Raw genomic sequence first — 21,427 nt, 5'->3', positions numbered from 1 at the left:
TTGTCGTATATTCGCTAAAACTGAAATTACTGTTTCTGAACTAAAGTTTTGAGCATAGATCACCTGTTAAGAAACTTTGCTAAATAAAAAAGCCCAAATTGGGCTTTTTTATTTTACAAATCAATATCATATTCCATACTTTTGGCTGTTTCCGCAGCAACCTCCACACCTAACAAATTTGTCACAATATGAAATGACATGTTAATACCAGCTGAAATACCTGCCGATGTAATAATGTGTCCTTCATCTACAAATTTCACATTCTCCATTACTTCTACATTCGGAAAATCTTTTTTGAAAGTTTGAAGACTAGCCCAATGCGTTGTTGCTTTAAGCCTTCCAGTAAACCGGCTTTCGCAAGTAATAGCGCACCCGTACAAACTGAAGTCATTAGCTTTACTTCTTTCATTTGCTGACGAACCCAATTTATTATAATATCATTTTGTACTTCATTTTCCCGAACACCTTTACCACCTGGAATGATTAAAATATCAACTGGTGGTAAATCTTCAATACTATAATCCGGCTTTACCTTTAATCCATTTCTTGCTGTAATCATTTCTCCATTTTGGCTAACTGTGTAAACAGTAAATGGTTTTTCTTCCTTCACTTCGGTTACAGAAAAAACTTCAAATGGCCCCGCGAAGTCTAACACTTCTACCTCGTTAAATAAAAATATGCCTACGCTCCACTTATTTATCATACGTTCACTTCCTGTTTTAAATGGTGTAAAAGGTGATCATATTCTTTTTCTAACGCAATATCATACGCTGTTTTTCCATCATTTTTCTTAATCGCTTTATTAGCTCCATTTTCAAGAAGTAACATAACTATTTCTTCACTTCCTAATAGTGCTGCTTCATGTAACCCTGTCCAACCCCCACTTTATATAGCATTTACATCTGATCTACTTTCAATTAAGTAAGCAACAAGCTCACTTTGTTTATTCGCTATGGCCGCTTGCAAAGGTGTATTTTCATTTTCGTTTTTTGCTCTAATATGTATATCTGCCCCACTTTCTAAAAGAAAACTTGCTATCTCTTTTTGTCCAAAATAAGCCGATAAATGAAGTAGAGTCCAACCATCGTCACTAAATTCGTTAACAGCACTTGGATTCGTCTTTATAAACTCCACCACTTCTTCCTTATTACCACTTATAATAGCTTGTACTATTGATTGTAAAATCGCCATAATAATCTCCCATCTTTCAAAATATTTAAGTATACTCTTCTATATGTTCTATTGATTATTATAATTTCCTGTTAAAATAACAGTTTACATAATAATATTATCACTCTAATATCTATCTTTTGTTTTAAATATTAAAAATTTATGTTAAAACAAAAATAATCATGTTTAATACGGAGGAGAAATTATGTTAAAAGTAATGCCTTTAAATAGTGAAGACTATGATTTAATTACAACTGCTGAAAAAGTAATTGAACAAAACTATAAATATGGCCGTCATCATATCGGTTCAGCTGTAAGAACTAAAACAGGTAATATTTATGCAGCAGTGCATGTTGAAGCGAATGTTGGAAGGATAACAGTATGTGGTGAAGCAATGGCGATTGGAAAATCTATTTCAGAAGGCGATCATGAATTTGATACCATTGTAGCAGTTGCTCACCCACACCCTCATGCAGACATAGAAAAATGTTGGGTTGTTGCTCCATGTGGTATGTGTCGAGAATTAATAAGTGATTACGGAAAAAATACGAACGTTATACTTTCTTATAATGGTGAACTTGTAAAATGTAACGTAATGGAATTATTACCTGAAAAGTACACAAGTGAAGTAGAATAATCATTCCTGTTTTCCATTCATCAAATAATATTATTCCAATAAAAAACAATCCATTTTAAAAACGGATTGTTTTTTTATTTCTTTTTTATGCAGTTTATTTTATTTTTCTATTTTCGATAATTATAAAATTATCATTAACAAAAATGAAATTCAAATATCCAAGTACGTATTGTGGTTCGTTTTTCATTTGAAAATTAAAATTCTATTTCTCCTTACATTCGAAAAATATCAATATAAATTCTCTAAAATAAGCAGTCTTATCATACTAATCTATAACAATTCTGTCTTCTTCCCTTACCTGTTTCCTTTAACACATATGATTTTAAAACAAGCGCTGTTAATGAATCTGTTAATGTTTTATATGATAAATTAGATAACGCTAATAGATCGTTCGTATATAACATTCTATGCTTCTCTAATAATAATAGTACTAATCGTTCCGACGGTTTTAATGCCTCATCACTTTCTAGTATAAAGTCTATATTTTTCATTTCTCTAATTGTTACTCCTTATATAAAAAAATACTTGCACAACTAATTTAATATAAAAATAATACACAACAAGATTTGAAGTATATTAAAATAACATCGTTTCGAAACACTATTATACTATAACATAGAAAAAGCATTTCCCGAAATAGGAAATACTTTTTAAAATTGCTTATATGTTTCTTCCAAACTTACATTATATTTCGAATTCTTATCCGTACAATTTCCTCCTAATTTTTGCTGGTCATACCGATGTATTTGTAATCAATCGAGCTCTTCTAAAATAATATAAACAAATAAAAACGGTTAGTCTATCATACTCTAAACATGAATGAATAACCGTTTTCCAGCTTCTTCTCAATTATCATGTTCTACCTTAAATGTTTCTTGCAATATGCGGTTTACTGTAATGACTTGTACCACCACCGCCTACTACTACTTTACCGCCTTTTTCAAAAATTAATAGTTTACTTGAACCATCTGCAAGAAGTACTATTACTTCAGCATTATTACTTGTTGCTACATAAATTACATAGCCACTTTTTGATATACATGTTTCCCAATTCGCATCAAATTCTGATCTTACTACACGATTGGAATACACTTGATTTTCAATTCTGTCTTGTTCTACGTTTTCCAAATTTATCCCCTACTTCTCTAAAATATCATTTATAGAAAAATAAAAGTTCTATTTGAAATAGTAACTGCCTTTAATATAAGTAGTATATGTAGTTAGTAGAAGAATGCTTGGACAACCGGAACGTAATACCATGTAAGTAATATACAATTGAAATAAGGCAGCCGATATTATATCGATTACCTTATTTTCATACATAGTTCTTTATTTTTCGTTTCGCACAGCTTCAAAAGTAAACATTTGACTTGCATTTGACGGTTCTTTTTCATAAACATAGTCAGCGGAGTAAGTAATGTTAGAGAAACCTATACTTTCTAGCAGAAGTTTAAACTCTTCTATTCCATACCAGCGTATCGCAAAGCGTTGTAGTTCTGTTTGTACTAACTGCCCTTTACTCCATTTTTCATATTTTAAATATGATAGAGTAACTTGGTTCAGCCAATCTATTTCAATTGATTTATTTTCTAATGTAATTCCGTCTCCACTCGGCAAAGAAAAAGTCGATGTATGAATCTCTCCTGTTTTCCAGTCATGCGGAAGCATAATATCTACGATTAATCGCCCGCCTGGATTAAGATGTTCATAAAAACATTTCAATGCGTTTATAGAATCTGTACGATTTTCAATTAAACAAAAAGATCCAGTTGGAATGATAATTGCCTCGTATTTATGTGGCAGTGAAAATTGTTGTAAGCTTCCTTCATATAAATTAGGATGTAAGTTTCTCTCTTTACATCGCACGCGGCACGATTCTAGCATTTCAGGTGAATAATCTATCCCATCTACTGTAAAACCAGCTTCAAGGAGCGGGATAATGACACGCCCTGATCCTACCGCTGCTTCGAGAATTCTTCCTCTACCATTTTTTAAACGTTCTTCGTAATACTCAATATCACCATTTAAAGAATAACCGACAGGCTTAGTGAAATCATAAAGTTCCGTGCAAAGTGTACTATAAAAACTAAACATTTATTTTCTCCTCCGTTTTATACGTACGGAAGATTTTCATTCAATTAATCTTCCTGTACCTTTATTTTTAATAAAAATTCGAAAGAGCTGACTGTCATAATATATCACTCGCTTTCCATACAATATAATTATATTGTATAATATTCCATTCAAAATGAACATATGAAAATTCAGAATTATATTGAAAGGAGGATATGATGAATTCATTAATTGGATTTATTTTTCTTCTTATCACTTTTAATACACTCATTTTCTTTATAGCAAAGAAATATCAACGAATATGGAAAATAGCCAGTGGTATTTTCATACTTTCTTCTCCCGTTGTTTTCTTCGCCACCTTGCACGTAATTGGTGAAAAAGTAGGAGATGGATTCGCTGGAGGTTTTGCTGGGCTTACCTTTAGTGGTCTATTGATCATGAATGCAATTTTTTTATTTGTTGTAAGCATTTTTTGTATCTACTAATAAACATTCACATTAAACTCCCCATTTCAAAGTTTAAAGAGCTTACTATGCAGTAAGCTCTTTATTCATAACTATTTATTTCACAATCGGCAATGTTACTTCACTTAATTTTACTGTAAGCTTCGTGCCCGCTTTCGGTCTAATCGTATAATCATAGTCACTAGCGATTAAAATGACCCCTATTTGATGCCCCACTTTAAATACATAATCATCAGGCTGCATATCCCATGTGAATGTATAATCTTTGCCCGGTTGAATCGCTGTTGAATTTTCTATACTCTTTAAGTTTTGTGGATCCATCCAGCCTCTCGTTACAATTTCCGGCTTTGCTCCACCATAATCAACAAGTAAAGCAGTTAAATTTGATACAGATCGATCAATATTTCCTGTAATTGAAATCTTTGGTGTACCGCTTATACGCGTATCTTTTTGAAGTACAGGCATTGTATACACTAATCGATTGGCTACTTCTAATTCTGGATTTTCTATTAATTGATTTGATTTCATTTTTGCATCATCCACGAATGAGAAAACTTTATTTGCAGAGCCCATACTTAATGGCAAATTAACTGCTTTGTTACTTAAATACATACGAACTTCTGACGGTACAGCTGCTGGATCCGGCCAATTTTTTATTTTATCCCAAGTTTTATTTTCACGTTGTACATCCACCATCGGTTCATTCATAATCCCATTTTCAATTCCATACAACCAGTAATCGAACCATTTATTTTGTGTTCTTTGCCAATCATTTGTTGATGTTCCACCGTGTCCACCTTGATGTAACCACATTTTACGAGGGACATCATTTTCTCCAAGTGCTTCCCACCACTGCGCAAACTGCTTCGTCTTTACATTCCAATCATTTAAACCATGAACAACAAATACACTCGCTTTTACGTTTTTAGCATCTTTTACATAATTACGTTTATCCCAAAAATCATTATAATTACCAGTTTTCCGGTCCTGTCCAGCTGTTAGCTCTTTTATTACTTGTCCGCAAACTTCAGGATTTTCTCTTGTTAGAACTGCTTCTGCCATGTTATCTGTATCTTCTCCTTGGTATCCACCAGGCGCAATGACTGCACCGTTTGCACGATAATAATCATACCAACTACTAATCGCTGCGATTGGAATAATTGTTTTTAACCCTTCCACGCCAGTCGTCGCAACTGCATTCGGTAACGTACCATTATAAGAAACGCCTGTCATACCTACATTTCCTGTTGACCAATCAGCCTTAACTTCCTCACCATTTTCTGTATATGCTTTCGCACGCCCATTTACCCAATCAATGACAGATTTCGTCCCTAATATTTCTTGCTCATCCCCAGTAGTTGGACATCCGTCTGATTTTCCAGTTCCTATACTTTCACCTAAAATGACTGCATAGCCTCTTGGCACATAATAATTTCCGTATGAACCAAGATTAACAGCTCCATACGGTTTCCCTTCATACGCATACAATTCTTCATCTACATTATATACAGGAACATCTTTTAAGCCAGATCGATATGGACTCATTTCATATATAACGGGAATTTTCACATTTGAATCAGTTTTTGGACGCATAACTTTTACTGATACACGATCCTTTTTTCCATCTCGATCACTATCAACTTCCGTCTCTACAAATAAATTTTCGATAATTGCTTCATCAAGCGAGTAGATCGGCTTTGTCATCCCATTTTCTAATTCAATCTTCGTATTTGATTGTAGTCCTTCTGCACCTTTCCCATTTAACTTCACGTCATTCTCATTTATGTAGTTTGTTTCTTTCTTGTCTGCATACGTAGTCATACTAGAAACTCCTGATGTGACTGATAAAGATAAGATTGTTGATAATGTAATTGCTATTTTCTTTTTCCCCATACTTTTTCCTCCCCATATATGTCTCCTTTTACTATACAATAAAATAACAGAAAATTCAGTTTATATTTCATGCAACAACTTGAAAAATTTGTAGAACACTCTTCAAACGAGCCTTCGAGGTTATATATTCTGATTTACTACTCTCATATAATCATAAAAAAACATCGCCTAATAATAGACGATGCTTTTTATAGTTTCGAATTAGTCATTCTTCATATTAATATAAAATCTTATATCTCCCTCTATTGTAGAGACTCCATAATCAAAACCATGTCTTTCTAAAATACTTTTCACTATCGCTAAACCTAGTCCTGTACCAGAATGGTCTTTACTACGAGAAGATTCTAGGACGTAAAAAGGTTCCCAAATTTTATCGATATCTTTCATTTGTTCGGCATTCATACCATTTTGAATTTGAAAATATATATTTTCATTTCGATCTTCTAAAGTAATTTTTATATTTTGATTTGCTGTATATTTTATCGCATTAGATATTAAATTTTGAAAGACCATTTTCATTTTATTTACATCAGCATTAACAACTGCATCGCTAACATTATAGTTCACTTGCAAATTGATTTCTTTCGATTCCAGTTCAATCTTATGCTTATCTAATATACTTTGGACTAGTGATTTAATATCGAATTCTTCTTTTTCTAAAACATCTCTTTCTAGTTTAGAAAATCGTAATAACTCTTCAATTAGGTTTGAAATTTGATCAGTTTGTTTAATGATTGTATCTATGTATGTACCATCATCTAAACCATCTTTTATTCCCATAGAATATGCTTTCACTAATGCAATTGGAGTCTTTAATTCATGCGTCACATCACCCATAAATCGTTTTAAATGTTCATTTCGATCTGTTAAATCTTCATGCGCTTCATTGAGTTTTTCACTCATGATATTAATACTATTAGCTAAGTCCCCTATTTCATCATTTGTTTTCACTTTCGCTCGTTCAAATTTCAAATTTGAAATATCTTCTGCAACATTACTTAATTCTTTCAATGGTCTGGTGATTGTCGTTGAAAGTATCCATACAAGTACGATAATGAGAAAAATCGTAATGCCAAAAATGTAAAAATAAAATGAATTTAACGCTTTTATTATTTCATTAGAATGTGCGATCGAAACTCCTACTAAAATTAACATATCGTCTTTCGCAATGTATTTCACAAAAAAACTAGATTTAATCTTTTCTTGATCATATATTTTATTCGCTTGCCCGAAGTTCTTTACTTTCATTACTTCTTCTTTTGTAATCCAAAGTTTATTAAGGGCAACCCTTTTCCTTGTAAGTTGCATACGTAACTCATCATTAATTCGATCTTCCGAATTGTTAATTGATGTATACGCAATCGTAACATTTCCTTTATTTTCAATGCTAGTAATTGCTTCATCCAGTTGTTTGCTCGGTATGGACTGTATTTGTGCTGTAATACCTTCTAAACTTTCTCGCGTTTTGTAAATATTATATTTCGGTAAAAGATAGTTAATTAATAATAAAGAGATTGTAAAAATAAGAATAACAGTTAAAGAAATGCTGAGAAATAGCTTTTTTCCAAGTTTATTCACTCTGCTCCTCCAAACTATATCCTAAACCACGATGCGTCTTTATAATATTTTCTCCTACTTTTTTACGTAATCTTCTTACATGTGTATCAACAGTTCGCTCTTCTCCGAAATAGTCAAACCCCCATACGATATCTAACAATTTTTTACGAGTTAAAATCATGCCTTTATGATTTAAAAAACACTTTATTAATTCTAGCTCTGTTTTTGTAATATCTAACTCTTTGTCATTTTTATAAACTTTATTTTTAGTGAAATCTATTTTCAAATCTTGAATTTGAATGACATCATCATGCTGTATAAGTTTTTTCGCTCTAGTTATTAATACGCCTGGATGAAATGGTTTTTTTACATATTCATCTGCGCCACTTTGAAGTGCTGCTAATTCATCTTCACTTTCACTTTTCGCTGTAAGCATTAACACTTTTACGCTTGAATTCTTTTTTATTTCCTGACAGACAGTAATACCACTATGTTTCGGCATCATCCAATCTAAAACAGCTAAATCAACTTTTTCATCATAAAATATTTGAAGTGCTTCTTCTCCATCTTTTGCTAATAAAACTTCGAAGCCTTCTTTCTCGAAATAAGCCTTTAAAATCCTTAACATATCTTGTTCATCATCTGCTATTAATACTCTCATACATTATCCTCCATTGCTATTAAACAAAAACCAATTGTATTATACAACTTCTTTGTTACATCAATGTGACAGAAAAATATTTGAACGTTTTAAGGGTATAGTAAAAACGAGGTGTTGTATTATGATTAAAAAAATCGGGGTTATTACTCTTCTTTGTTTCTTATTATCAACAAATGTGTTCGCAAATACAAAACAACAAATTGAAGTGTTTGATTGTCAAAAAGAAATGGTCGTTCAAAAACAATCTTTAGATCCAGCTATTCAAAAAGAAGCTGTTCAATACGCTAAATCCATTACTGGCCCGTTCAAAAACTTAAACGTCGTTCCAAAAGATGGTCACATGATAAAAATCCCATTATCTAAACCAATTTCTATTACAAATCAATGGTTACATACAACAATTGATGAAGTACTTATTCTCCTCCCGCTTAATGAAAAGCCTTATATTATGCTTTACGATGATGAAAATACTCCGCATTTTTATTATGTAAAAGGTGATCCGAAGGGATTATTGAAAGAAATGAATGTTAAAACATAATTGACTAGAAATCAGAGACCTCATAAGTTTATTTTTAAAGCTGAGGTCTCTTTTAATTGTATCAATAATTCAGCAAATGAAATTATTTTATTAATTTTTAAATGTATCGATTTACCAACAAAAAACAAAATTTAAAATAGCTGTTCAGAATAATTCTTTGCACAGCTACTTCTCTAACAATTTGTAATGACTAGATCCTTTAAATAATTTCTCTTTCACAAATCCATTTGCACTATAAAACGCATCACCTTGCTTTGTATCTGTATGTAGAACAACCACTTTAAAATACTTTTCTGCATGTAATAATAATCGGTTTAATAACAAGTTACCTAGCCCTACACGACGGTAGTCCTTTGAAATATAAAATCTCCTTAATCGGCCATTCTTATTATTTTCTGAGTATGGGTCCTCATTTAACCCTCCTATTCCAATTAACTTTTCCCCTTGAAAAATACCATATAAACATTCTCCAGTTTTATTAAATATGTTTATTTTATTTTCATATTCACTTATTAGTTTTATTAAGAAATTAAATCCCTCTTCTTTGCTTTCTTGAACAAGATAATCGTGCTCGTATTTCATTAAATCTTCAATTTGTTGAATATGTATATCTTTCAAGTAAATTCCCCCTTAATATAAAAATACGTAAAAATGCTCAAGAATTATTTATTCTGAGCATTTTTATGGTTGTTATTTTATTTAATTCGTAGTGTGCGTATTCTTCACTTCAGATGTAAATCGATAATATAGTTGTTTAATTTCTATACATATAAAGATATTTGTACTCAAAAATCATTAATAAAGTTGTTTAATTCTTATTGAACTAAGGCAATTGTTTGTTTAAGTGAATACTTTTACATTTATAATATCTTTCAAATATAATATTAGTTTATATATTCACTATTCTTCTCTAACAGGTTCAAGATAAATTATAATTTGTTAATCGATACGTTTGTGTAACCACTGTTCAAATATCTTGAACTGTTCTTCAGTATGAAAATAATGTTCACCTGTCTCCATGACTTCTAATTTACAACGATGTTTTTTTGTAAAATAGTTAATAGTTTCAAATTCGCACAGTTCATCCTTGGATCCGTACATAATATATGTATCTGTATTCCATGTATTAATAGGATGTTCTTTTACATAACATAAATAATCCCAATATAACTTTTGACCAATCGGTGTCTCTATAGTCATTTCTTTTTGCAAAAGCTCTGGTGTTACATTAAACCATTTCATCATATTTTCGATAATTCGTTCCATATTAACTACTGGTGATAAAAATAATGCCTTTTCTATCACATCATTTTGATAAGCTAAAAGGCTAAAATAAGCTCCTATACTACATGCAAACACGCTTACTTTTTTCCAATGTTCTTTTGCGTAATTCATAATTATCGATAATTCACTAATACAAAACTGTACTTTGCAAGGAGTATTATCATTTTTTCTGTCTCCATGCTCAGGTAAATCAAAGCTTAATACTTGATAACCTTTTTGATTAGCTTCTTCAGCTAATATTTGAATAACTGTATCTTCCTTATTTGACATATTTCCATGTACTGCAATAAAAACTTTTTCACTTTTATCTCCCCACAAAACCGCGGGAATATTACTAATGTTAAAATTATCTTTAAGCATATTTCCTCCGTGGAATAAGATATATAGGAATTGGCAAAAAACTGCACACACTTTATAATCCTCTACTCAGTTTTTTTAAAAATCAAACTATTACTAATTTATCACAAATGAATTCTACTCCATTCGTGGAAGAAGGATTTTTAAAATATTATATGATTTTTTAAATGAATTTATAATCTCTGCACAGTAGGCAATATTCCCTTCAACTCAAGTAAATCATCTATTACTAAATCCGCCTGCGCAAGTTCATCTTCTTGTGCAAAATCAAAATTGCATCCAATCGCAATCAAGCCATTATCTTTCGCTGCACGTATATCAGATAAACGGTCGCCAACTACCGCTGCTTCTTTTATATCATATTTGTTCAAAATACTTTTTACTAAGTCACTTTTATTAAGAGAGTTTATTTGTTCAATACTAAACGTTTCAGTAACCCACAGGTCCAAAGAATAATAAGATACGATTGCTCGTAAATATTCAGTTAAACCATTACTAGCAATATAAATTAAACAATCATTTTCTTTTATGTATGTAAAAACTTCTTTTACGTTCGGGTATAAAGCACCTTTTCCGCTCTTAATGTTTTCAATTAATCTTTCTAAAAAATATGCATCTGTTTGTTCTCTTACTTCAATAGAATGATTCGGTAATAAAGCTTCCCAGACTTTTGGCAAAGGCACACCCATAATTTTACGGTATTTTTCAATAGGTGTTACCGTATCCCATAATTGTAGTGATCTTAAGTGATCAAATGTATCATCTAACGATAATTCTAAAATTTTATCAGTTTGAAATAACGTTCCGTCCATATCAAAAATTAATGCTTGTAACATGTCATTCTCCCCTTTTGAACTATAAGTTTTACTCGATATATTTTTCAGCATCTCAACGATAATTTCTGAACAATAATTTGCGGCAGTTTTCGCGAAGTCGTCATAAGAAATTTGCGCTTCATCATCTGCACTGTCAGAAATACATCTTATAACGAGAAATGGTACTTCATTTATGTAAGCAACATGGCCAATTGCTGCACCTTCCATTTCAGTACAATGCGGCGCATATTCGTCTATTAATCTCGCTTTTAGTTTTGAATCTTCAACAAAACATTCACCGCTGACGATTCTTCCTTCATGAATCTCCATATGTAAACTACTACTATTGCATGCTGTACGTGCTAACTCTATTAATTCCTTACTTGCATTAAATTCTTCTTGGAACGGGAATAAGTTTTTCATTTGAGTTTTACTTACATCATGATGGGTAACATTCGTTGAAATAACGATATCACCAACTTTTACATCTGGATGTAATCCACCAGCAACACCTGTATTGATGATAGCATCTACATGAAATTTATGAATTAATGTTTGCGTACATGCGGCTGCATTTACTTTCCCTACACCAGAACGTGTAATAATTACTTTTGTTCCCATGAATTCGCCAATGTAAAAAGGCATTCCCGCAATCTTCTGTTCCTCTTGTATAGCTAGTTTTTCTAAAAGTAAGTCTATTTCAATTTGCATTGCTCCGATAATGCCGATTCTTTTCATGAATGTAGTCTCCTTTATTAATTAATCCCTTTAATTCTTTCAGACATAACCGACAATAAAAATTTCGGAAGTACGAGTTGTCTCTTTAACCGTTTCGGCTGCGAAAGTAACCTATACAGCCATTCAGTTCCTGTATCCCTCATAATTTTTGGTGCTCTTTTTACAGTACCAGATATTATATCAATCATGCCTCCTATACCAATAGATAGCGGCACGTTTAATGTTTGTATGTTTTCATAGATGAATTCTTCTTGTTTTGGTGAACCTAGTCCTACTAGTAGTAAGTGCGGCTTGAATTGCTTAATTTTCATTTTTACTTCTTCTATTTCTTCGCCATTTACAAATCCATGCTGTCCTTTAAACTATGCTCCTGGGAACTGCTCATTTAATTTTTTTAGTGCCTTTTTATTACTTTCTGGCGCAGCTCCAAAAAGAAAGACACGATATTCATTGTCATTACAATATTTTATTAAATCGTGAGTGATATCTGCCCCAGTAACACGTTCTTTCAAAGTTCCTTTTAATATTTTCGAGCCTATTATGACGCCAATCCCATCCGCTGTTATTAAATCTGCAGAAAGTAACATCTTTTTAAACTGCTTTGATTTAGCCGTGCTTTCCTTTGCAGACATAACAATTTCAGGATTTGCAGTTACTACAAACCTTGGTTTCTCTTGTTGTTCATGTAGCCAACCTTTTAATAAACTTATAGCTTTTTCATATTCTAAAGTTGAAAAAGGTATTCCCTTTATAAGTTGGTGATCCACTATACTCTCTCCTTACATAAGCCTCAAATATTCATCAACATCTTTCGAAATTTGTCTAAAAGCTTTATACCAGAATACATAGCTTGTTATATCGATTTCAAAATGTTTTTTCATAAGTTCTTCCACTGGAGCTTTTCCTGTTTCTCGTAAAAACTCCTTATATTTCGGATGAAAAGTAGTTTTACTTTCTTGAGCCCTCTCTAATAAACTAAAACTAGCTAAATACCCAAATGTGTATGGATAATTATAAAAAGGAACATCTGCAATATAAAATTGAATGTATTTCATCCAAACAAACGGCTGATATTCTGATAACGCATGCCCATATGCTTTTTCTTGCGCTACTATAGATAATTTCTCGATTTCATCAGCACTTAATGGACCTTCTTTACACTTTTCATAAAAATTCTTCTCAAATTCAAATGATGCTCGAATTGCCATTACATAATTAAAACAGTTTCTTATTTTCCAACTAAGCAATGACTTTTTCATATCTATACTATCTGTTGTTTGAATTAGATAGTTTAAGAGTACCGTTTCAAAGCAAATAGACGCCGATTCAGCCGTACTCATTGGCAAATAATCATCTAAAAAAGAAGTAGATTGCTCAAAACTCATATTATAAAAATGCCAAGCATGTCCTAGTTCGTGCGCAAGTACTCTTACACTATCGATACTTCCGTCATAACGCATAGAGATTCGTGATTCTTTTTCACTGAAAAAAGGAGCACAAAATCCACCAGGTGGTTTATTATCTCTCGGTTCCGCATCCACCCATCCACTCTCTATTGCATTCCGTGCAAATTCTGCTAATTCTTTATCTATATTTTCAAACGCATCGTATATGTTTTGAACTGCTACTGAAAAAGGGATATTAATCTCATTATTTTCCTTTACGGTCATAAGTTCATGCCATGTAATCGAAGCTTCCCCCTTCTTATACACGTTTAAAACACTTACTAATGTATCAAGATTTTCTTCTGTCGCATTCCACATTTGTAATAATACAGTTTCAGTAATACCATTAGCATGTAGAGATTGCGTTAAAATCTCTCTTTCTTCTAATTCATTACTCTTTGTATTACGTAATCTCCCTATTTGATTTAATACAGTAGCAAAAATTTCTTTTTCCTTATGTAAGGCATTTGTTAATAACTCGAATACTTCTACTCTTTCCTTTTCATTATCACTATTCATTGCAATATTATTTGCTTGTCCAAATGATAATTGCTTATTATTGTGCTCTATTTCTATCCTATCCCTTAATTGTATGTACATATTTTCCCACGCATTAAGTTCATCTTTTATTAGCCTAGTATTATCGGTAATTTCCACTTCACTTTGTTGTATTACTTGCTGCACTTCACTTTTTAATTCCTTTACTTTCACAGTCAATCTAGTAATATCCGATATAATACTTTCTTCAACCGATCGACAGTACAAATAGTATTCTGCTTTTTCAATAGCTTGTATAAGTTTTGAAAGGTTTTCTACATCTTTTGTCACCATATATTGCTCTTTTAACTCCAATATTGGAAGTATAATGTCTCCATACGTATATAATCGATCTAAATCCCATCTAGCAATTTCATGCATTTTATAGCCGCCCCCTATTTTTACAAATAGTTACAGATATTTCTCCCTACACAATTATATATGAAATAAATAAATTTTAATATCTTGAAATATTTAGATTTTTATAAACAAAATACTTCAACACATAAAAAAGATGATTCTGTCCACAACAGAATCATCTTTTTAACATCTTATATTTAGCATTTTCATACTAATTTCATAAAAAACTAATTTATATATTTAGTAACTGCTTTTTCTTCGCATTAAATTCATCTTCTGTAATAACGCCCATATCTAATAATTCCTTAAATTTTTTCAGCTCATCTGCTACAGAAATAGTAGCATTACCTTGAAGAAAAAAAGGATTGATCAAAAGATCAATCCTTTACTCTACTTCATTTAAGAAAAATAGCGTTATAACGCCAGGTCCTGTATGTGCACCGATTGCTGCTCCAATTGTATTTACGATAAATACTTCACAGCCAAATCTTTCCGTAATTAATGCTTTTAAAGCTTCAGCTGTTTCTAAGTCAGCACCGTGAGTCATAGCGATTGTTTGACCTTTAAGGTCTTTTCCGCGCTCTTCCATAATATCTACAATTCGGCCAAGTACTTTCTTTTTCCCTCGTACTTTTTCAAGTGGTACAAGCTTTCCTTCTTCCACGTTTAAGATCGGCTTTATGTTTAGTAAACCACCGATAAATCCTGCGACTTTACTTAAACGCCCACCTCTAACAAGATACTGTAAGTCAGCTACTGTGAAGATATGTTCTATATGGTTCATTAGAAAATCAACACGTTTTAAAATATCTTCTTTTGATGCGCCGTCTTTCGCCATTTTAGCAGCTTCTAAAACGACAAGCCCTTGGCCAAGCGAAGCACATTTTGTATCAATAATTTCTAAATCTAAATCAGCATATGTTTCTTTCACTTCTTCTTTAATAACAACTGACGATTGATATGTACCAGATAGTTCAGATGAAAAAGCTAAATATATACAAGGATTACCTTCTTTTGCATAAGAAACAAATTTTTCTTGGAAAGTTTCAAGCGAAGGCAATGACGTTCTATAAACAGCGCCTTCTCTCATGTTTTGCAATAATGTAACTGACTCTAATGTAACTCCATCTAAATACTCTGTTTCTGCTTCATCATAAACACGGAGTGGAATTAAATCAATATCATATGCTTGCAGCAATTCTACCGGTAAATCCGCCGCACTATCCGTAATGATTTTAACACCCATTTTTAAACCTCTATTCTGTTATAAATATAAAAAATATAAAATAAAAATAGTACTTTTAAATTATATACGTAAAACTTAAATGAAGAAAGGAAAAGACTTTATATTGTATGCACTATTCTTCAAAATTTGAACTGTTATTAAAATCATCTAAATTTAACCGCTTTACATTCTGTATAATAAAAATATATCGAATTTTCCAAAGGATTGATACAAATGAGTATTCAACTAGCCACCTCTAATGATTTAGAATGGGTTAATAAACAATATGACGCTATAGGATTTGTACGAAGTGATTTAAATCGAGATATGGTAGCAATCATTACATACGACAATGCTTATGCAGGTGTTGGTCGATTAGTCCAAATAGATGAAGGTACTATTGAAATGGGTGGAATTTTTATTCTCCCTAAATTTAGAGGTCTACAATTAGCTAGGAAACTTGTTTCATTCTTAGTACAGACTGCGAAAGCATTAGAAATACAAAGCGTATTTTGTATTCCTTTTGACGAACTAGAAAGTTTTTATAAAACATATGGCTTTATTGAAGTTGATATGAAGAAAGAAGTTGTCCATCCAATTATTCTAAAAAAATATAATTGGTGTTTAGAAAATTATGATAAACATGTATTACTATTCAAATTGAGAGTCTTGTAAAAAAAAAGTGAATACACTTTATTTTACACATCAGTTTATAGTAGGTAATTATCAATGTTTTTTATTAAATTCTTAAATCAAACCACATATAATCCAAATTTTATGCCTGTTTTTAATAAGTGTTAATAAGTTTGTTTTCAAACATGTTAGCACTTATTTTTTCATAGACCTAAATAGATTCATTTTATAAAGTAACTATCCCCGTTAGCAAAAATTAGTATTCATTAATATTACACTGAATTTATTGAGAAAAAACCATTTGTAGCATTTAGGGAATATATTCATTTTTAATTAATTCGTACTTGTACTTCCTGTTCTTGTATTACTTGAACGACTAATTCCAGTACAATATTTTGCATTAATTGATACACATTATTATGAAATGTACTTTGTTCTGAAATGTATTCAATACATTGATAAATATAACCTTCTACAAATAAGCTTCCTTTTTCAACTGTAAATGTATTTTGTCGATTTTTTATTACTTTTGGCACTAAGAATTCAGTTTTTGTCAAAACAATCTCTTGTTCCACCTCTTTTATTCCTATGACTTTTTCTTTAAATACAACTTTTTCTCGTAAAATAATTTCACCTTTATATTTTCCTATTTCTATTGGTAGCTTGGCTGTTATAACATTATTTATTTCTCCTTCATTTTCCCCCTCTATTACTATGCTATGTATAGGAGTCCATGAAGATGTCTCTACCTTATTCTCTTCAATATTCCCTATGACTTTTTTATTATATAATTCCATAAGCACTCTCTTTTCATGAAGATTAAAAGAAACTATTTCACAATAAGCCTCCGAATGATACTGTTGTACTGTAGTTAATAGCTTAGAATCTAATTCACGTCTACCTACATCTTTTTCATTTTGAAAAACAAACTCTTCTTGATTTTTTATATTTATTTTTGGAAATATTTTAAAACTAGACACTTCAGAAATAATAGAAAATGGTGTTTTCACTACCATTGAACGTACTGAAGGTTCTATTTGTGATTCAGATGTTGCATTTTCTTTCTTTACTTCAGATACTTCCTCTTCTTTCTTTACTTTAGATACTTCCTCTTCTTTCTTTACTTCAGGTACTTCCTCTTCTTTCTTTACTTCAGATACTTCCTCTTCTTTCTTTACTTCAGATGCTTCCTCTTCTTTCTTTACTTCAGATACTTCCTCTTCTTTCTTTACTTCAGATACTTCCTCTTCTTTCTTTACTTCAGATACTTCCTCTTCTTTCTTTACTTCAGATACTTCCTCTTCTTTCTTTACTTCAGATACTTCCTCTTCTTTCTTTACTTCAGATACTTCCTCTTCTTTCTTTACTTCAGATACTTCCTCTTCTTTCTTTACTATTCTTTCTCGTGAATTATCTTGTTTATTCAGATCTTTATACTTGTGAATTTCATCCCATAGCGCCTTACCAATCCATGGCTTATTCATCACCATCCCCCCATCTAATAAAATTCAGGAAAATATGTTATTTTACACGTATTCATTTTCAGCATTATATATGTTTTATAATAATAAAAAAGACATTGTCTTTTTATCAAAGACAATGCTTTTTTAGTTTTATACTTGCACTTGTTGTACTTGTAAAACTTTTAAAGTAAGATCTAGTACAATTTTTTCACGAAGAGTATCAAATGGTTCATTTAGATCTGTTGGACAAGGCGAAAAGTCTAATTCGAAAAATTGAGCGCTAACTAACTCGCAATATGGTTGTTCGTTATAAAAAACTGTATTTTCGAAGAAGTATTTGTCTAAACGTGGTAGATCACCATTTTTAGGATTAATAAAGTGAGAAGTAGTATCTGAGGAAGCAGCTACTATAGCTAATGATAGAAAATCAGCTTCTGTTAAATCTGCAAAACCAGAAAATGGAACATTTGCAATACGGTCATATAGCACTCCATTACACTCATCATTTGCATACTCAATATTTTTCCGAATATATCCTTGTACAAATAACTTTGCTCTTGTAACTCTTCGGTAAGGTGTACCTGGTACTGGTTCGAATGCTACAGGAACTAACTTACATTGTGTTAAAAATGCATTTTTTAAGATACGTTTAATTTCAACTGCTGGAGGATCTAATGAAATATCAGATTCTACAACAATTTGAATCGTTCTTTCTGCTAATACAACTGGTATTTTTACAATTGGTGCTCCTGGAGTAGTAATTGGCGTTGCAGGTGCATCACTTAATGGTGTTTGAGTTTGTCCTGCTACCTGACATGGTACATTAATTGGGCATTGTTCACTCATATTTTATAATCTCCTTTATAAAAAAATTAGAGCTTTTTAACTCTCTTTACTGTATATGTACTTTTTCTATTATTGCGTGGGTTTGTATCATAGTCACTTTTATCATTTGCAATTAAAGATAGTATTCTATCTTTAATAGTCAAATACACACAGTTTAATATAATTAGTTTTTATGAATATTTACCTATTTAAAAATTCTTAACTATTATCGCGGAAACACACCATAATATGTTGATTAAGTTCAATAGTAAAAAGGATAACCATATTTTCGAAGAAACTTTCAAAAATCTATTCTTAAATTTATTAAGACAAATAAAATTAATTTTGTTAATTTCTTCATTCCAAAATATCTATGCAACAGCAAATTAATATTGGATGCACCTTATTGTTAAAAAATAAAAAACGACTTTTTCAAGTCGATTTTTATACCAATTTGTAATTTTAAAAAAGAGTAATTAATATGAATTTTATAGGATTTTCTAGACTTTTTCTGTTGTACAATTGTACAAATTCATTCATTTACCTATTATCCACAAAATAAGTATCATACGCCTTATCAAAAACATATCCTAGCTTTTCTGCTAGTTTAGCAGATGTAGTATTCGCAGCATCCCAGTTTGGATATATTCCTTTTTCTAGACAGTCCAAGATTAACGCCGCACTAACTATAGTTGCCAATCCTCTTCTTCTATGATTGTGATCAGTCGCCACTTCAATTTCAATCCCATTATCATAAATGCTATATGATGATGCACCGCATACAACTTCTCCTTTATACAAAATACTATATCCTATACCTCGGTTTATATAATCTTCCACTGATTGAAATTGAGTTGTAAAATCTTCAGAGACTTTATGTAATGTAGGGTTATTTACGATATGTTCATCTATTCTTCGTAACTCGTATTCATTTGGAAGCGCTGATATAAAAGATTGTAATTTTGAACGATCAAAAACTTCTGCATTACGTTTAAATTTATAGCGTAAAAACTTATCTATTTTTCTTTCGTAACATGTTTCTAAACGCTTTTTCCATTCTACACTATTTACGATGACTAACATTCTATCAGGGATGTTTCGAAGCAATTCTTCTGTTTCTTTCACCTTTGAATCCCCAGCGTAAAATGTGAAAATCCCTACCGTAACTTGCGCTACTGTCGGATTTTCGAGATCATTTACCCACGCTGTACCCATATGTCCTTGTAAATAAGAAAGTAAAACAACGTTATTGAAATCCTCGAATATAGTAACTAATTTTTCTCTCGTATGTATATTCGCTTCATATATCATTTACATTCCTGCTTTCTTTAGAATCAATGCACTTCTACTTTTTTATAAGTCCTTTTATTCTACATATAAGCAAAAAGTCTACTACACTCCATATATTTATAAATTATTCATAAATATAAAATTATTATAACATCTAATAATAGGTAAAAGACTGTCCAGTAAAAAGGTTTACAGATAATATACTTCATAATAATTCGCAATCTAAAATCTTTTATTATGTAAAAACCCTCTACATTAGTTTAACGAATTTCCCGAAAGAATTCTCCTTCCTCAAGCGTGTGAAGGGCGTAGCCCAACGATAGGTGGGAAATGAATTTCGTTTTGACAGTAGTCCAAACATTTTGATAAACCAGCTATATGAGGTTCTTTGATAACTTGATATAGAAGGTTGCAGGAAGAAAATAGAGTGCGAAAACCAAGCCATTCGGTTCCTGCGTAAAATATCAACCGTATAAAGAGAACATCCAAGCGTTGGTCATCTAGGGATGGAACGCCCCGAAGTAACGCTCAGGGAGACGAAAGGTTGCTTTCGTCGTGGAACTGAGAAGCTCCCACTTCAAGCTTTGCTAAGTGGTGAGTAGTTCACCTTTCGTTTTACAACTACAAACTTTTCCTATTCGAATTGCATCAATCCTAGAGCAATCTACAAAAATAACCTCATTGTCCTCTTTTACGAAGGATACGATACCATTCCTCTTATTAAATGAAAGAAAATAAGATACAACAATTTCGTTTCCGGCGATTACAATACTCTCAACTTTTGTAAAAGGCTCTAGACTTCGCAAAAATTCACAAATACTATTTTGGCAGCATTGATAATTTCGTTTCGGCTCACAACCCACTTACACTCCATCCCTTCCCTATATGTTTTATCTAATACATATACTATGAACGGAGTATAAAAAAGCTTGGACAATATAACTTTAACTCAGGAATATAGGTACTTACTTATCACATTAATAATGAAATTACGCCAATAATGAGTAACAGCACATAAATTTCCCTATAAATACATATAACAATTTCATCTTTCATGAAAAAAACGTTATAATAAGGTGTAGCCTCTACGATTACGTTATAAAGGAGAATAAAACAATGGCTAAAATTAAAGTATACCAAGCAAAAGAAGAAAATATGGATGCAGTAAAGAACATCATTGATGTTGAGGAACAAAACCCAACTACTGAAAACTTACAAAATCTATATGCATGTGTATTAGAAACAGAAGATATGGCATTGCCTGAATCATACATTGAAGAAGATATCTTAATTGATTCTATGGAAGTTATGGTTAACGCTTCTCAAAACAAACTAAGAGACTTAGGTGCATACGATGTAATCGAAGTTCAAAACAAAGGTAAGAAAACACAAATTTTATTATTAGCAGACGAAGAATACGAAATTATCGAAGGCTAATCTAAATCCGTACATACGAAAAAGC

General features: G+C 31.5%; 19 protein-coding genes and 5 pseudogenes. 5 read left to right on the top strand and 19 right to left on the bottom strand.

Annotated features, from left to right (window positions below; all coding sequences use genetic code 11):
* Positions 1-113 precede the first annotated feature (113 nt).
* Both QCI46_RS13390 and QCI46_RS13385 read right to left on the bottom strand, forming a co-directional pair.
* Positions 114-703 (bottom strand): annotated as a pseudogene (locus tag QCI46_RS13390) (DJ-1/PfpI family protein).
* A pseudogene (locus tag QCI46_RS13385) lies at positions 700-1,191 on the bottom strand (ankyrin repeat domain-containing protein). Before QCI46_RS13385 ends, QCI46_RS13390 begins: the two co-directional pseudogenes overlap by 4 nt.
* 184 nt (positions 1,192-1,375) lie before the next feature.
* On the opposite strand from QCI46_RS13385, the gene QCI46_RS13380 reads away from it, so the two are divergent.
* Positions 1,376-1,807: a cytidine deaminase gene (locus QCI46_RS13380; protein ID WP_353840502.1), complete on the top strand. Its 432-nt coding sequence runs from the start codon at positions 1,376-1,378 to the stop codon at positions 1,805-1,807.
* A gap of 260 nt (positions 1,808-2,067) precedes the next feature.
* Here QCI46_RS13380 and QCI46_RS13375 read toward each other — a convergent pair whose 3' ends face one another.
* The 3 genes from QCI46_RS13375 to QCI46_RS13365 all read right to left on the bottom strand — a co-directional run bounded on the left by QCI46_RS13375 (position 2,068) and on the right by QCI46_RS13365 (position 3,901).
* Positions 2,068-2,298 (bottom strand): hypothetical protein, encoded by a 231-nt coding sequence (locus QCI46_RS13375; protein ID WP_000789031.1) that lies wholly within the window; start codon positions 2,296-2,298, stop codon positions 2,068-2,070.
* Between the two features lie 373 nt (positions 2,299-2,671).
* Positions 2,672-2,935, bottom strand: a complete 264-nt coding sequence (locus QCI46_RS13370; RefSeq protein ID WP_000432423.1) for a hypothetical protein — start codon at positions 2,933-2,935, stop codon at positions 2,672-2,674.
* Positions 2,936-3,136: 201 nt separating this feature from the next.
* Positions 3,137-3,901 carry a class I SAM-dependent methyltransferase gene (locus tag QCI46_RS13365; protein WP_353840501.1) on the bottom strand — a complete coding sequence of 255 codons (765 nt, stop codon included), beginning with the start codon at positions 3,899-3,901 and terminating at the stop codon, positions 3,137-3,139.
* Between the two features lie 194 nt (positions 3,902-4,095).
* Between QCI46_RS13365 and QCI46_RS13360 the strand changes: the two are divergent.
* Positions 4,096-4,381, top strand: a pseudogene (locus tag QCI46_RS13360) (hypothetical protein).
* Positions 4,382-4,440: 59 nt separating this feature from the next.
* Here QCI46_RS13360 and QCI46_RS13355 read toward each other — a convergent pair.
* The 3 genes from QCI46_RS13355 to QCI46_RS13345 form a co-directional block, all read right to left on the bottom strand.
* Positions 4,441-6,237, bottom strand: coding sequence for a Xaa-Pro dipeptidyl-peptidase (locus QCI46_RS13355; protein WP_353840500.1), 1,797 nt, complete (start codon positions 6,235-6,237; stop codon positions 4,441-4,443).
* A 201-nt stretch (positions 6,238-6,438) separates the two neighbouring features.
* Positions 6,439-7,815 (bottom strand): sensor histidine kinase, encoded by a 1,377-nt coding sequence (locus tag QCI46_RS13350; RefSeq protein WP_353840499.1) that lies wholly within the window; start codon positions 7,813-7,815, stop codon positions 6,439-6,441.
* Positions 7,808-8,455 (bottom strand): response regulator transcription factor, encoded by a 648-nt coding sequence (locus QCI46_RS13345; protein ID WP_001264414.1) that lies wholly within the window; start codon positions 8,453-8,455, stop codon positions 7,808-7,810. Before QCI46_RS13345 ends, QCI46_RS13350 begins: the two co-directional genes overlap by 8 nt.
* A gap of 121 nt (positions 8,456-8,576) precedes the next feature.
* Between QCI46_RS13345 and QCI46_RS13340 the strand changes: the two genes are divergently transcribed.
* The gene (locus tag QCI46_RS13340; protein WP_353840498.1) at positions 8,577-8,993 is read left to right on the top strand and encodes a hypothetical protein; all 417 of its coding nucleotides are present in this window, start codon (positions 8,577-8,579) and stop codon (positions 8,991-8,993) included.
* A 165-nt stretch (positions 8,994-9,158) separates the two neighbouring features.
* Here QCI46_RS13340 and QCI46_RS13335 read toward each other — a convergent pair whose 3' ends face one another.
* From QCI46_RS13335 to QCI46_RS13305, 7 genes and pseudogenes are all read right to left on the bottom strand, one after another.
* Positions 9,159-9,611, bottom strand: coding sequence for a GNAT family N-acetyltransferase (locus QCI46_RS13335; RefSeq protein WP_353840496.1), 453 nt, complete (start codon positions 9,609-9,611; stop codon positions 9,159-9,161).
* Positions 9,612-9,932: 321 nt separating this feature from the next.
* Complete coding sequence (locus QCI46_RS13330; RefSeq protein ID WP_353840495.1) at positions 9,933-10,637, bottom strand: alpha/beta hydrolase; 705 nt, start codon at positions 10,635-10,637, stop codon at positions 9,933-9,935.
* A gap of 170 nt (positions 10,638-10,807) precedes the next feature.
* A complete protein-coding gene (locus QCI46_RS13325; protein ID WP_353840494.1) occupies positions 10,808-12,187 on the bottom strand; it encodes a 5'-methylthioadenosine/adenosylhomocysteine nucleosidase in 1,380 nt (459 codons plus the stop codon).
* A gap of 17 nt (positions 12,188-12,204) precedes the next feature.
* A pseudogene (locus tag QCI46_RS13320) lies at positions 12,205-12,954 on the bottom strand (WecB/TagA/CpsF family glycosyltransferase).
* Between the two features lie 12 nt (positions 12,955-12,966).
* Positions 12,967-14,550, bottom strand: coding sequence for a M3 family metallopeptidase (locus QCI46_RS13315; RefSeq protein ID WP_353840493.1), 1,584 nt, complete (start codon positions 14,548-14,550; stop codon positions 12,967-12,969).
* A 211-nt stretch (positions 14,551-14,761) separates the two neighbouring features.
* Positions 14,762-14,902 carry an SHOCT domain-containing protein gene (locus QCI46_RS13310; protein ID WP_000609635.1) on the bottom strand — a complete coding sequence of 47 codons (141 nt, stop codon included), beginning with the start codon at positions 14,900-14,902 and terminating at the stop codon, positions 14,762-14,764.
* 12 nt (positions 14,903-14,914) lie between these two features.
* Positions 14,915-15,775, bottom strand: a complete 861-nt coding sequence (locus QCI46_RS13305; RefSeq protein WP_353840492.1) for a DegV family protein — start codon at positions 15,773-15,775, stop codon at positions 14,915-14,917.
* Between the two features lie 213 nt (positions 15,776-15,988).
* Between QCI46_RS13305 and QCI46_RS13300 the strand changes: the two genes are divergently transcribed.
* A complete protein-coding gene (locus QCI46_RS13300; RefSeq protein WP_327961551.1) occupies positions 15,989-16,429 on the top strand; it encodes a GNAT family N-acetyltransferase in 441 nt (146 codons plus the stop codon).
* Between the two features lie 287 nt (positions 16,430-16,716).
* Here QCI46_RS13300 and QCI46_RS13295 read toward each other — a convergent pair whose 3' ends face one another.
* From QCI46_RS13295 to QCI46_RS13280, 4 genes and pseudogenes are all read right to left on the bottom strand, one after another.
* Positions 16,717-17,871 carry a BC_2427 family protein gene (locus tag QCI46_RS13295; RefSeq protein WP_353840491.1) on the bottom strand — a complete coding sequence of 385 codons (1,155 nt, stop codon included), beginning with the start codon at positions 17,869-17,871 and terminating at the stop codon, positions 16,717-16,719.
* A gap of 129 nt (positions 17,872-18,000) precedes the next feature.
* Positions 18,001-18,696, bottom strand: coding sequence for a CsxC family protein (locus QCI46_RS13290; protein WP_001294980.1), 696 nt, complete (start codon positions 18,694-18,696; stop codon positions 18,001-18,003).
* A 519-nt stretch (positions 18,697-19,215) separates the two neighbouring features.
* Positions 19,216-19,986, bottom strand: a complete 771-nt coding sequence (locus tag QCI46_RS13285) for a GNAT family N-acetyltransferase (RefSeq protein WP_353840490.1) — start codon at positions 19,984-19,986, stop codon at positions 19,216-19,218.
* 587 nt (positions 19,987-20,573) lie between these two features.
* Positions 20,574-20,828, bottom strand: a pseudogene (locus QCI46_RS13280) (BC_2878 family exosporium-associated protein); the annotation flags it as partial.
* A gap of 253 nt (positions 20,829-21,081) precedes the next feature.
* Here QCI46_RS13280 and QCI46_RS13275 point away from each other — a divergent pair.
* The gene (locus tag QCI46_RS13275; RefSeq protein ID WP_046954336.1) at positions 21,082-21,402 is read left to right on the top strand and encodes a hypothetical protein; all 321 of its coding nucleotides are present in this window, start codon (positions 21,082-21,084) and stop codon (positions 21,400-21,402) included.
* Positions 21,403-21,427: the final 25 nt, after the last annotated feature.

Source organism: Bacillus cereus group sp. RP32, assembly GCF_040459735.1.
In the GTDB taxonomy this organism is placed as follows: Bacteria; Bacillota; Bacilli; order Bacillales; family Bacillaceae_G; genus Bacillus_A; species Bacillus_A wiedmannii.
This window is presented reverse-complemented; position numbering and strand designations above follow the sequence as displayed.